This is a genomic window from Verrucomicrobia bacterium S94, assembly GCA_004299845.1.
Taxonomy (GTDB): domain Bacteria; phylum Verrucomicrobiota; class Kiritimatiellia; order Kiritimatiellales; family Pontiellaceae; genus Pontiella.
Genome location: CP036201.1, coordinates 1354187 through 1367881 on the forward strand (window position 1 = coordinate 1354187; position 13695 = coordinate 1367881).

Below are 13695 nucleotides of genomic sequence, written 5' to 3' on the forward strand. Positions count from 1 at the left end.
CCCGAAACAGCCTATCTTAACAGCCTCTGTTGTAAAGCCAAATGGCTGCAAATGGCGTTTTGATCATGTTAAAGCCCGTTTCAGCAGAATTTCGGCACAGCCTACTTCAGCTCTTTATTTTCAACGATATAGACTTTTCCGGCAGCGGTTTGTGTGCGGATGATTTTGCTGCCCATGCGCACAACAAGCGGGTTGCCCTTCAGCGATTTTATCTCAGCTAGAATCAGCGTTCCGGCTTTCCAGCGAATGGAAACCTCAAAACCTCCACGCGCGCGCAGCCCCGTTACTGAACCATCGGGCCAGGCGGATGGAAGCGCCGGCAGCAAATCAATAATCCAGTGCCCGTTTGCATCACGCAGATGCGACTGCACCAGCGCTTCGGCAATCCCCGCCGTCAGGCCGAAATTGCCGTCAATCTGAAACGGCGGATGCGCATCGAACAGATTGTTATAAAACCCCGCGCCCCTTTCACACTCGTATTATTGAAAAACCCATAAAGAATCCGGTTCATCCGCTCCCCGTCGCGCAGACGCGCCCAGAAATTGACCTTCCAGCCCCTGGACCATCCGGTTCCTGCATCGCCGCGCAGTTCCAGCGTTCGTTTACAGGCCTCATAAAGAGCCGGCGTTTCCGGTGTGATTTCAGCCCCGGGATGCAGCCCCCACAGGTGCGAAACATGGCGGTGATCCGTAAAAGGATCCTCTTTATACAGCCACTCCTTCAACTGTCCCGCTTCGCCGATCTGATTAGGAGCAATACGCGCAGCAGTTTCACGGAACTGCCGGACCAGCTGCGGATCTTTTCCAAGAATTTCCGCGGCTTCCGCCGTACTGTTCAGCAGAGCCCGGATAATCTGATGATCCATCGTCGGAGCCATCACCAGCCCCCGCGTTCCGGGGAATTGCTTGGGCCGCTCACCAGCCAGCCTTTTCCGAACACCGGATCTTCAACAAGATAGTCTACAAAAAATTCCGAAGCCCCTTTCATCAGCGGATACGCCGTTTCAGCTAGAAATTCTTCATCCCCGCTGAAGAGATAGTGTTCCCAGAGGTGCGTACACATCCACGCTCCGCCCACCGGCCAGATTCCGTGGTTCGAAGCATTGATCGGTGCCGCACCGCGCCATGCATCGGTGTTATGATGTGCCACCCAGCCGCGTGCACCGTAATGCTTTTCCGCAACTTCAGCCCCCGTAATCTGCAGATCCCGGATCAGATCAAAAAACGGTTCATGGCATTCCGAAAGATTACAAAGCTCGGCCGGCCAGTAATTCATCTCGGCATTGATATTCAATGTGTATTTTGAATCCCACGCCGGTGTCCGGGATTCATTCCACAGTCCCTGAAGGTTGGCGGCCTGACTTCCCGGACGGGAAGAGGCTATTAAAAGATAACGTCCATATTGAAAAAGAAGTGCAACCAGATCGGGATCCGGATCGAACTGATACCGATTCAACCGTTCATCAGTCGGTAAACCTGCTGAATGCCCGCCGGCAAGATTCAAGGCGGTTCGCCGAAACAGCGTTCGATAATCCGCCTGATGACGAGCAAGCAGTTGCGCATAAGATTTCCCCTCAATTCTAGCCAGAACATCCTCACACTGTTCAGAGGGGTCCGCCTCCAAAGACCGGAAATTCCCATACCCGGTCGCGGCCACCAGATAAAGCGTTGCCGAATCCGCGTCATTGACCGAAATGCCTTCAGAAGATACCTGCACACTACCGCCTTCGGTCCTTACTTTTAACCGGGCCTCGAACTTCGTTACACCCTCAAACGAAATCGCACTTCCTTTTTTTTCAACGTCAACAACATCTACTTTCCCTGTTAATTTCAGTGTAGATGCATCCAGGGCCGTCACCTGAGCTGCCGATTGATGTACAGATGAAAGACCGGCTCTAAACGAAACTTTTCCGGATTTTCCGGATTCGATCCGAACGGCAATCAACTGATCCGGATAACTTGCAAAAACAGTCCGTTTGTACAACACCCCGTCAACAGCATATTCCGTCTTAACAACAGCTCCGTCCAGATCCAGTTCACGACGGTAGTTTTCAACCCTTCCCGGTTTTGAGAAATTCAGTCGGAGATCCCCGAAGGGCTGATACGGGGCCTGACGCAACGGCACCGACATAAACCGCTCTCCGCCCAGGTTCTGTGCCTCCTGCTGTTTTCCCTCAAACAGCAGCTTCCGCATTTCCGGAAGCACCCCGGCAGCACCGTCGCGGGCATAGGACCGGGGTTTGCCGGCCCAGAGCGTATCATGATTAAACTGGATGCGCTCCTTTTCGATCCCCCGAAAATCATCGCACCTAGGGAACCGTTCCCTACTGGCAATGCATCAGTCCATTTCTCTGCCGGTTCATCGTACCTCAGGACCAGGTCACCGGCCCGGACCAAACCGACGGCGCTGTAGGCTACCAGTGCAAACAGTATACCTTTCTTCATTCACTCATCCTCCTTGTCCGTTTAAGATTTAAACGGAATCAGGAAGAGAAGTCTGTACGAAAACCTCAGACTTTATGTCAGAATCCGCAGTGCGGATCCGGTATTCAGAAAATCTCTATTCCACAACCGTTTCACTGAAAAAGATTTCCTTGCGCTCCAGTTTACGAACCGGACCGCTCATCTCCACCACAGAACTCAGCCTGATATCGGTTGAAGACGCTCCGATTTTGAAGGTGTATTGCCCGGGCTCAATCACGAGCTCCATATCCTTGTTGTAGAAAGCAAACTGCTGTGGCGAAACCGCAAATGTAATCCGCCGGGTTTCACCCTGTTTCAGCTCCACGCGCCGGAACCCCTGCAGCTTAATCGGCGGGCGGGGCATGGAAAGACCTTCTGCGGAAACATAGAGCTGTGTAATTTCGGCACCGTCCATGCTGCCCGTATTGCCGACATCGAACGAAACCCGGATCCAGTCGTCTGTTGTCCGCGCCGTTTTTTTGATGTCCAGATTGCTGTATTGGTACGTGGTGTAGGAAAGGCCGTGTCCGAAAGGATAAAGCGGCATATCGTCGGGATTATACCCGCCACTATGCCAGATCGGACACTGCCTGTTGCTGCGCGGCACGGTTACCGTCATTTTTGCTGATGGATTCACATTCCCCAGCAGAATATCCGCCACCGCATTTCCTCCCTCTTCCCCGGATACCACCCCTGTATAATCGCCGCACAACCGTCGGCGACAGCCGTAAGCACATGCGGTCGACCACCGAAAATAATCAGAACCACCGGCTTTCCGGTGGCAATCAACTGCTGAACAAAAGCCTCCTGCTCCCCCGCAAGACGGATATCACCACGACTGCGGCCTTCACCGCACAGATAGCGGTTTTCACCCATTGCTGCAATGATGACATCACTCTGCCGGGCGATCTCAAAGGCCCGCTCCGGATTCGGGGTTCCGAAGTCCTTCGAAGAAATTTCAACGACCTTTTTTTCACGTTCGTCGCCGATATTGCCGACCTTCTTCACTGCGTCCTTATACGAAGTTGTCCATTCGCAGCCGCGTTCATACAGCAGCTCCACATCAGAACCGAGCTTATCGGTCAACCCTTCACGCAAGGTGACCAGTTTCGGGTTGAGCCCAGTCAACGGCTTTTTACCCCAGTAAAGCGAGAGCGTCTGATGCGTGTAATCACCCAAAAGCGATTCCACGGCATCGGCGTTCGGCCCCACGAGCGCAATTCGTTTCACCTTTTTCTTCAGCGGCAGAATCCCGTTGTTTTTCAGCAGCACCACCGACTGACAGGCCGAAATATAGGCGCGACGTCGGTATTCCGGCGGATCCATTTCTATATTCTTTTCTTTTTCCGCCGGGTGGTCGAGCAAACCCAGCCGACCCTTCAGCACCAGCACACGTTTTACAGAACGGTTAATATCCTCTTCCGAAATCAGCCCATCCTCCAGGGCCTTTTTTAACTGCTTATAACAATCTCCGGCAGGCAGCTCGATATCCACACCGGTTTTCAGTGCCCGCACAGCGGCATGCAGCTTGTCTTTCTCATAGTTATGCGCCGTATGAATCTGCTTCACGGCAAAATAGTCCGAAACCACAACCCCGTCGAACCCCCACTTATCGCGCAGAATCTCCTGAAGCAGAAACGCATTTGCATGCGCCGGGCGGCCATCATACGCATGATAGCCCGGCATCAGGCTCTGCGAGTTTCCCAACCGAACAGCCACTTCGTGCGGCATCAGAATTTCCTCCAGAAATTCACGCAAATCATTATTCGGATTCCCGTAACCCGCAAAATGCTTCGTCGTCGCGGCAACACCGTTGCGTAAATCATCTGTCTGCATACCCTGTACAAACGCCAGCCCCATGCGCGAGGTCAGATAGGCTGATTCGCCGAAACTCTCTTCCATCCGGCCCCAATGCGCGTTCCGGCTGACGTCAAGCATCGGCGAAAGCGCCAGTGTCATCCCCAGCTTCCGCATCAGTTTCGATGTATACGATGTGTTGATCCTCACCAGCTCGGGATTCCACGAACACGAAATTCCGATCTGTTGCGGCAGTGTTGTTGCGCCCTTTACATTAATCCCCGAAATCGCTTCGCCACGCGCCAGAACCGGCTGATCCGCAGTACCCATCAGCTGAGCGATCTTCTGATCAAGCGTCATTGTTGACATCATGATTTTCACACGTTCCTGAATCCGCGCCTCCCGCTCCGGAGAGATCCCCGAATCCAGTTTTTTATTCGGACTGTCCGCCAGAGCCGTCAGAGCAAACAGACATATCATACCGCACATTATTCTTTTCATCCTTTTCACCTTTCCTGATCGCGATCACAGAAAATACATCCGCCCGGCAGATGCTGTACATGGAAAGCAGAACCAAAGACATGGATAATATTTTCATAAAAATTATCCACCAATGCTTTCATTTCTGAATCAGGACAGTAAACATGGACAATTATTGCACGACACAACGCCATTAAAAACGAAGCATTCAACCGGAATTGAGAACACGAATGATCAGCTTTTTTGAGCAGAATACGTTCTGGATGAAAAATCTGGAAAACCGGAAACGATCCTTTCCGTCCGGCCTTCCCCTCACCAACGTGGGCTACTGTCCGCAGAAAACCGGGCGGCTCGTCGCCTCATTCCTGACCTGCAACTTTTCTTTTATTCTCAGTGGAGGCGGAAGCTACCGCAACCGCTCCGGCGAATGGACGGTAAAAGCGCCGTGCGTGCTGATGCAGTGGCCCGGTGAAGAATTCAGCTATGGTCCCGGCTCATCCGCCACCGATCAGCCTGCCGCAAACTGGGAAGAGTTTTACCTGATGTATGACGCAACCTGCATCCCCCGCTTAAAAGCACTCGGTTTCTACCGAACCGACAACCCGGTATGGCGGATGAACCATGCGTCAACGGTACGGCACGGAATCGGCGAACTCTACACCCTCTGCGAAAAGGATTCCGGTTACGGCCTTGCCGACCGCGCCGACCGCATCGGTGAATCGCTCATTCTGGAAAGTCTTCTGAACGAACCGGTCCGGGAACGCAACAACTCTGAAAAAGCCTTTCTGGCCCTGCTCAACGAACTTGAATCCAGGCTGCCGGAACCTGTCGATTTCATGCAGCTTGCCCGTCGCCACGGTTTTTCGCAGTCAACATTCCGCCGACAGTGGAAAAAACAGATCGCCGTTTCTCCTGCACGGTATGTAATGGAACACCGCCTTCAGCATGCCGGCCGCCTGTTAACCGACACCGCTCTTTCCATCAGTGAAATTGCCGGCCGGATCCATTTTGAAGATCCGCTCTATTTTTCACGCAGGTTCCGTGCATTTTCCGGACTCTCCCCCACCGAGTTCAGACGGCGCTACCGCAACCCGGCTTAATTCAGGTCGCGGATCCAGATATTGCGGAACTCCACTGCACTGCCATGCCCCTGCAGGAAGAACGGCAACCGTGCCGGATGCGGAACATAGGCTGTTGTTTTATTATGCCGCGTCGGACCTTTAATTTCAGTATTCACATGAATAAACACCCCATTGTGCAGCACAGTGATCCGGGCGGGGGAAATCAGCTTTTCGCCCTCGAAAACCGGTGCTTTAAACCAGATATCATAGGTCTGCCATTCGCCCGGCTTACGGCATACATTCACCATTGGAGGCGTCTGCCCATATATCGCACCCGCCGATCCATCCGCATAGATGCAGCAGGAATAGGAGTCGAAAATCTGCAGCTCATAGCGCCCCATGATATAGATCCCGCTGTTTCCCATACTGCCGGGCTTTTCCGGCTCCGGCGGATTCGGAGTGCGCCACTCAATATGCATCTGCATATCGCCATAGGTCCTGCCGGAACTCAGGCCGCCTTTTCCAGCCACAATATTGCCATCTTTAACGGACCAGCTGTTTTTCCGGAATTTATCCAGTGCGGTTCCATCGAACAAAACATCGGCATCCGACGGCGGGGCAGCCGGGCCGTGCAGGGCAGTTGTCAACATTGCGCATGTTTTTGGCTGATCGCCTTATTTCATCATTTCTCCAGTCTGATAGGTTTCGGGGTTTAAGTCGGAGATTGTATTATGAAATGCCTGTTTACTTTATTCACATTGTTTTCGCTTCTGCTTTTCGCGGGCGCCAGGGAGCGGATGCCCTTTAATGACGACTGGAAGTTTGCCCGGTTCGGTCCGATGCCGGATGGATCTGAGCGGGCGGAGCCGAAGGGGCTGGAAAATCCGGAATTTAATGATACCGACTGGCGCACGCTGGATCTTCCGCACGACTGGGGTATTGAGGGCCCTTTTCGCTCCGATCTGCCGAACCGCACCGGGAAACTGCCGTGGGCGGGCATCGGCTGGTACCGCAAAACCTTTCAATCTCCGGAAGCGGACCGGGGAAAAAGGATCTTTCTGGATATCGATGGCGCGATGTCCGGCACACAGATCTGGCTCAACGGCGAATACATTGGCGAATGGCCGTACGGTTATTCTTCATTCCGCATGGATCTGACCGGCAGAATCCGAATCGGCAAGAAAAATACCGTAGCCATCCGGTTGGATAATAAACCGGAGTCGTCGCGCTGGTATCCCGGCGGCGGCATCTATCGCAACGTCTGGCTGGTTAAAACCGAGCCGACCCATGTAGCGCATTGGGGCGTTTACATCACGACACCGATCGTGAATGACGACCATGCCATGGTCAAAGTCGTTACCGAGCTCGAAAATGAACAGCCGGATACTGCTGTTTCCCACGAAATTATGGAAGCGGGTTCCTCTAAGATTCTCGCCACGGGAAAAGGCAAAACGGCGTTCATTCGTCTGGAGCAGCCGAAACGCTGGGATCTGGAACTGCCGAATCTGTATCAGGTCAGAACCACGGTTTCCATTTCCGGAAAAACGGTTGATACCGTAACCAGCACTTTCGGCGTGCGGACCATTGAATACACGGCCGATGAAGGGTTTTTCCTGAACGGAAAACGCATAAAAATGAACGGCGTCTGTCAGCATCATGATCTCGGGCCGCTGGGAACCGCCGTCAATGTGCGTGCGATGGAACGGCAGATTGAAATCCTGAAAAGCTTCGGCGTGAATGCCATCCGTACGGCGCACAATCCCCCGGCTCCGGAATTTCTCGATCTCTGTGATCGTATGGGCATACTGGTTCAGGTCGAATCGTTCGACTGCTGGGGACGCAAAAAAGCAGACAACGATTATGCCCGTCACTTCTGGGAATGGTGGGAACGCGACACCGTCAACATGGTCCGCCGCGACCGGAACCATCCTTCCGTCGTGATGTGGAGCACCGGCAACGAAATCCTGGAAATGAACTATGCCGAAGAAGCCTGGATTTCGCAGATGCAGACCGATGTGATTCATCGCGAAGATCCAACCCGTCCGGTTTCATTCGGCGGCAGCCGGCCCGTTGCCGCGTTTAACGGGTTTCAGCATACCGTGGATGTCTACGGCTTCAATTATAAGCCGCACCTCTATGCCGAGTTTCGCGAAAAAAATCCGAACATTCCACTCTACGGCAGTGAAACCGCTTCCACCATTTCCTCACGCGGCGAATATTTTTTTCCGGTGCTGAACGATAAAGCCAAAGGCCAGGGCGGCTATTTCCAGGTCAGCAGCTATGATCTTTACGCGCCGAACTGGGCCTACCCTGCCGACGTGGAGTTTGAGGCGCAGGCAAAATATCCCTGGGTTTTCGGAGAATTTGTCTGGACCGGGTTTGACTATATCGGCGAGCCGACACCATATAATAAAGACAAAACCAATCTGCTCAATTTTACCGATCCCGAGGAACGTGCGCGCATGGAAAAAGAGCTGGAAAAACTCGGCGGTGATATTCCGGCGCGCAGTTCCTATTTCGGCATCGTCGATCTCTGCGGTTTTCCGAAAGACCGCTACTACATGTATCAGTCCAAATGGCGGCCCGATCTGCCGATGGTTCATATTCTGCCGCATTGGAACTGGCCGGAGCGCATCGGAAAAATCACCCCCGTACATATCTATACTTCGGGTGATGAAGTCGAACTGTTTCTAAACGGGAAATCGCTGGGCCGGAAATACAAGGGAAAATTTGAATCACGCCTGCGCTGGGACGATGTGGTGTATGAACCCGGCGAACTGGTGGCGGTGGCTTACCGCAATGGAAAACCATGGGCCGAAACCGCTATGCAGACCACCGGTCCGGCCGAAAAACTCGCCCTTTCCGTGGACCGGAATGTCATTAAAAACGATGGCAAAGACCTGGCATTCATCACAGTGGATGTGGTCGATTCTCGCGGTCGCGTCGTCCCGCGCTCCCATAATCCGGTCAAATATTCCATTCAGGGTCCGGGTCGCATTATCGCCACAGGAAACGGTAATCCGGCAGATCTGACCGATTTCCAGTCGCTCGAACGCAGGGTTTTCAACGGTAAAGCGCTGGTGATTGTACAGTCCGAAAAAGGAAAAAAGGGGCGCATAACCGTTACGGCGGAATCGGAAGGATTGGAAGCGGCGGAAACGATCATTGTCACAAGAAAATAAGCGATGAACTCCGCGCATCTTCCGCCGTTTAAAGAAACCGCATTCCCACATAAATCTACGTACCGAAAAATGAGAGATCGATATGCATACTCAAAAAATACTGTTGATGCTGATGCTGTTCTGTTCTCCGATTTTTACCGTAGCAGAACCGCTCAATGTTTTGATGATTTCGATCGACGATCTGAACGACTGGATCGGTCCGCTGGGCGGTCACCCGCAGGCTAAAACACCGAATCTGGACAAATTCTGCGAAGGCGGGGCGATGGTGTTCCGTAATGCAGTCTGCGCGGCGCCGCTCTGCGGGCCGTCGCGCTCGGCCGTCCTTTCCGGATTTCTTCCGAGTACGACCGGTATTTATGGAAATGAGCATAATATGATCTTTTCGGATATGGTGAAACACCATGCCACCCTCCCGGAATATTTTTCAAAGCATGGCTATTATACGCTCTCGAACGGCAAGATTTTCCACAAACACGGTATTGACGGTAAATACACGGACTTCGGCCACTGGGCCTTCGATGAGCATGCCCGGGCCCGCCGTTATACCAACAACAATCCGGACAGACAGAAAGTAACCGCCTGTAAATCCGGAACAATCAACGGCATTACGAAACCGGAATTTAAAGGAAAAGGAAAACTCAGCTGGGGGCCGACCTCCTGCAGCTTCGAGGAGATGGTCGACTATAAAGTTGCTGCCTGGACCGATGCGATGCTTCAGCGAGATTTTGACCGACCGTTCTTTATCGCTTCCGGGATTATCAAACCGCACCTTCCGTGGTTTGTTCCTCAGGAATTTTTTGATCTGTATCCGCTTGAAACCATTCAGCCTCCGGAAGTCAACGCGGATGATCTGACCGACATCCGCACACCGCAGGGCAAACCGGCCTTTAAACCATCTCCTGAATATCTGTGGGTGAAAAAGCACGGACTGGAAAAAGAAGCCACCCATGCCTATCTGGCCAGTATCAGTTTTGCCGATGCCTGTCTCGGAAAGATCTTCCAGGCTCTGGAAAACAGCAGATATGCCGACAACACCATCGTCATCATCTGGGGCGACCACGGGTGGCATCTCGGAGAAAAGCAACGTTTCCTCAAAAACACTACCTGGAACGAATCAGCCAAAACACCTTTAATTATTAAAATGCCGGGCATGGAAAAACCGGCAATCTGCAACCGCACGGTCAGTCTGATCGATATCTACCCTACCCTCATCCGTCTCTGCGGCCTGCCGGAAAAGGAACTCGACGGCATCGATTTTTCACCGTTGCTGAAGGATCCGAATGCCGCATGGACACGGCCGGGCATTACTGTTTCCAATGCCGGAACCTCTGTGATGGGGGAACGCTGGCACTATATACAACAGCTTGACGGCACCGAAGAATTCTACGATCTTCAGAAAGACCCGATGGAATGGACGAATCTGATCAGCAGCCCGGAACATGCAGAACGGATTGATGCGATGAGAAAGTGGATTCCGTCAAAACGGGCTGAATTTACGGGACCGATCCTCAGAAAACCTAAAAATTATGTAAATGCCGATGCAGCACCGAATATGAAAAGGGTTCTCAATGCACTTCAATAAAATGAGCGGTATTAACGCGTTTTTAGAAAATGCAGCCCGGACAAGCTCATTGATTGCAGTGACGCTGTTGCTGCCGATGGTACTCTACGCGGAAGAACCGCTGATTGAATCCATCGACATCAACCGGCTCTCTTTTGAAGGAACCCTGGCGTTCTCTCCCGGTAACGGCAGTCTGCTGCGAATCGAATCCACGGAAGCCAATGCTTTTCCTTCTGTTTTAATCCACGCTCCCGATACCCCCTGGAATCTCACCGGACATCGTTTTGTTGAAACATCGTTTACCAACACCGGCGATGTACCGGTTAACGTTGCCTTCTGGGCCGTGGGCCGGCCGGGCTGGGATGCGGCGGTCGAAACCGTTAAACTCGAACCCGGACACAGCGGTCTCTGTTCCATCGATCTTTCCCAGCGCTGGAAAGGCGGACGGGTGCCTAAACTCGATCCATCACACATTGAATATCTGCGTATTTCGTTTCTGCGCCCCGCAACCGGTGCCTCTGTTGAAATGACTGCCGTCCGGCTGAAAGGACATGCTGAACCGCTCCGGTACCCGGCCGGTTACGAACGGCTTGAAGTTCCTGCCATGATGAATGTTCCGCCGGTCCCGGGGAAACGGGTGAAGCATCAGCTGAAGACCTATGAAGACCGGGAAGCCTATCATGTGCTCTACCTGCCTCCGAACTGGAAACCGGGAAAACGCTTTCCGGTGATTGTGGAATATTCCGGAAACCGCTGGCTCAATCCGCCCTGCCATTCGCCGGGCCGGCCGGAGAGTGGCCGCATGGGATTCGGCATGTCGGAGGGTAAAGGATTTATCTGGGTCAATGCCCCCTTTGTGAACCGGGACGGATCTCTGGCGCTGAACGGCTGGGGCGATGCCGATGTCACCGCGGATTATGCAATCGATCTGGTGGAAATGATCTGCACGGATTTCGGTGGCGATCCGGATAACGTGATCCTCACCGGTTTTTCCCGCGGTGCCGTGGCCTGCGGATATATCGGACTGCGGAACGATAAGATTGCCGGACTATGGAAGGCTTTTCACCCGTGCCAGCATTATGACGGCGACGGCGTACACGGAGCGACCTTTGAAAGTGCGCTGAAGGAACGGATGCCGCGCCTCAACGGACGCCCCACCTTCCACACCGACAACGGGCGGCATGCCGAACTGCACGAACTTTTTGAACGGACCGGGCAGCCGGTCACCTTTGCTGAATCGGGTATCGGTGCACATACCGATTCGATGCTGCTGGAAAACCGGCCGTCAACGCTTCAGCTGCGCACGTGGCTGGCGGGTGTGGTAAAGCCGAAGCGATAGGTTGCCCGCCTGTCCTGTTTATTCCCTTTAAAACGTTTTTCATAAACTGTTAAGGGGATTCCCTGAAACAACTCATGATTACTGTTTCACCGACCACCTGTCCGGCATTGCATCCACAACTGATCCTTTCCGGTGCTCAGGAGTCGGCCGGTACAGAACGTCTCTCAAAAATGCCCGAAGCACAGATCCGTCGGCACTCCCCTCCCCGGAAATAAGCCTGAATTATGCGTCCAGATCTCGATCCGGCATTCGTTAAAAGGATAATGTTATCTGTAACAATCGTTTTAATGAGAGGATCAATCCATGAAAACCGCCCTGATCGGCCTGACACTTTTTTGCAGCTGTTCCGCATTTTCCGCTGACTGGAAACCGGAGTGGGAAAATCTGAAACGGCACAAGGCAGTACCGCAGTGGTTTGCGGATGCTAAGCTCGGTGTCTATTTCCACTGGGGTGTCTATTCCGTTCCGGCATGGGGAACGGAATGGTATCCGCGCTGGATGTATGTGCCGGACCGTCCGGATAACCTCTGGGGCGGCGATGTGTATGAATATCACCGCAGGACCTACGGTGCTGACGTGCATTATCACGATTACATCGATAAATGGACCGGCGAAAATTTTAACGCTGCGGAATGGGTGGATATGTTTGAAAACATGGGCGCAAAATTCATCGGTTCCATTGCCGAGCATCACGATGGTGTTTCCCTCTGGGACAGTCAGACGAATGAATGGAATTCTGTAAAGATGGGCCCCGGCATTGATGTGGTAAAAGCTATCGCGGATGAAACCTATAAACGAAACCTGAAGTTTATGGCCACGTTTCATCACGGTTTTCACATGATGTTCTATCCGAAAATTAAAGGTAAATGGCCCCGGCCTAATTATGATGACTATTATTATGATGAGGTCGATGTACCGCAGGATCCGAAATACGCGAAACTTTACGGGAATATGTCCTACGACGATGCCAACGATCTGTGGCTGGGTAAACTCAACGAAGTGATTGAAGCCCACTGCCCGGATTATATCTGGATGGATTTCGGTCAACGCTATGTGAAAGAATCGCACCGAAAACAGTTTCTGGCAAATTATTTCAACAAGGCGGACGAAGTCGGCAAAGAAGTGGTCGTAAATACGAAGGGCGATTTCTTTCCCACTGAACTGGCCGTGGTGAATGTTGAACGCGCCACGATGCAGGATATTACGCCCGAAGTCTGGATCACCGATTTTATTCTCGGGTCATCATGGTGTTTCAATCGGGAAAAACGTACCGCCATAAAACCTGCGGAAGCAATTCGCGTGCTGGCCGATGTGGTCAGTAAAAACGGCGTGATGCTGCTCTCCGCCGGCCCTATGGCCGACGGCACCATCCCGGAAGAACAGGTGAAGGCCATGGAGGGTATCGGTGCATGGATGAAGCTCTACGGTGAAGCGATTTACGGTACCCGCCCCTTCCATATGTTCGGCCATGGACCAACCGTGCTCAAACGCGATGAGAAGGATGCCTGGAATGAATACGGGAAAATCAAGGACGGCATCTGGGATTTAATGGAGGACGACATCCGCTACACTACCAAAGGAAAAACCGTTTATGCCATCCAGCTCGGCTGGCCCGGAAAAAACAGGGAAATCCTGCTAGAGGGATTCAAAGACCCGGTTCTGCGTATGCGCGTGAAATCGGTATCGGTTCTGGGCAGCAGACAGCGCATTAAATGGAAAAAATCCAGTAAAGGACTGAGGGTCCGCTCACCGAAAGAAAAGCCGGCCGAAGCCGATTCCGCTCTGGTATATAAAATCGAACTGAGATAAGTCG

Annotated in this window: 8 protein-coding genes and 1 pseudogene; 5 read left to right on the top strand and 4 right to left on the bottom strand. The window is 52.7% G+C overall.

From position 1 onward, the window contains the following. Positions 1-101 precede the first annotated feature (101 nt). The 3 genes and pseudogenes from EGM51_05545 to EGM51_05555 all read right to left on the bottom strand — a co-directional run bounded on the left by EGM51_05545 (position 102) and on the right by EGM51_05555 (position 4760). A pseudogene (locus tag EGM51_05545) lies at positions 102-2444 on the bottom strand (glycoside hydrolase family 95 protein). 115 nt (positions 2445-2559) lie between these two features. Further along, positions 2560-3174 (bottom strand): hypothetical protein, encoded by a 615-nt coding sequence (locus tag EGM51_05550; protein QBG46883.1) that lies wholly within the window; start codon positions 3172-3174, stop codon positions 2560-2562. Beyond that, on the bottom strand, positions 3096-4760 hold the full coding sequence (locus tag EGM51_05555) for a hypothetical protein (GenBank protein QBG46884.1): 1665 nt from the start codon (positions 4758-4760) through the stop codon (positions 3096-3098). The genes EGM51_05550 and EGM51_05555 overlap by 79 nt, the downstream gene beginning before the upstream one ends. Positions 4761-4969: 209 nt before the next feature. Between EGM51_05555 and EGM51_05560 the strand changes: the two genes are divergently transcribed. Beyond that, complete coding sequence (locus EGM51_05560; protein ID QBG46885.1) at positions 4970-5839, top strand: helix-turn-helix domain-containing protein; 870 nt, start codon at positions 4970-4972, stop codon at positions 5837-5839. On the opposite strand, the gene EGM51_05565 is transcribed toward EGM51_05560, so the two are convergent. Next, on the bottom strand, positions 5836-6450 hold the full coding sequence (locus EGM51_05565) for a DUF1080 domain-containing protein (protein ID QBG46886.1): 615 nt from the start codon (positions 6448-6450) through the stop codon (positions 5836-5838). The genes EGM51_05560 and EGM51_05565 overlap by 4 nt on opposite strands. Positions 6451-6531: 81 nt before the next feature. Between EGM51_05565 and EGM51_05570 the strand changes: the two genes are divergently transcribed. The 4 genes from EGM51_05570 (at position 6532) to EGM51_05585 (ending at position 13691) form a co-directional block, all read left to right on the top strand. Next, the gene (locus EGM51_05570; GenBank protein QBG46887.1) at positions 6532-8982 is read left to right on the top strand and encodes a DUF4982 domain-containing protein; all 2451 of its coding nucleotides are present in this window, start codon (positions 6532-6534) and stop codon (positions 8980-8982) included. Between the two features lie 82 nt (positions 8983-9064). Further along, positions 9065-10564, top strand: a complete 1500-nt coding sequence (locus tag EGM51_05575; GenBank protein QBG46888.1) for a DUF229 domain-containing protein — start codon at positions 9065-9067, stop codon at positions 10562-10564. After that, positions 10551-11882 carry a hypothetical protein gene (locus tag EGM51_05580; protein ID QBG46889.1) on the top strand — a complete coding sequence of 444 codons (1332 nt, stop codon included), beginning with the start codon at positions 10551-10553 and terminating at the stop codon, positions 11880-11882. The genes EGM51_05575 and EGM51_05580 overlap by 14 nt, the downstream gene beginning before the upstream one ends. 303 nt (positions 11883-12185) lie before the next feature. Then, positions 12186-13691, top strand: coding sequence for an alpha-L-fucosidase (locus EGM51_05585; protein QBG46890.1), 1506 nt, complete (start codon positions 12186-12188; stop codon positions 13689-13691). Positions 13692-13695: the final 4 nt, after the last annotated feature.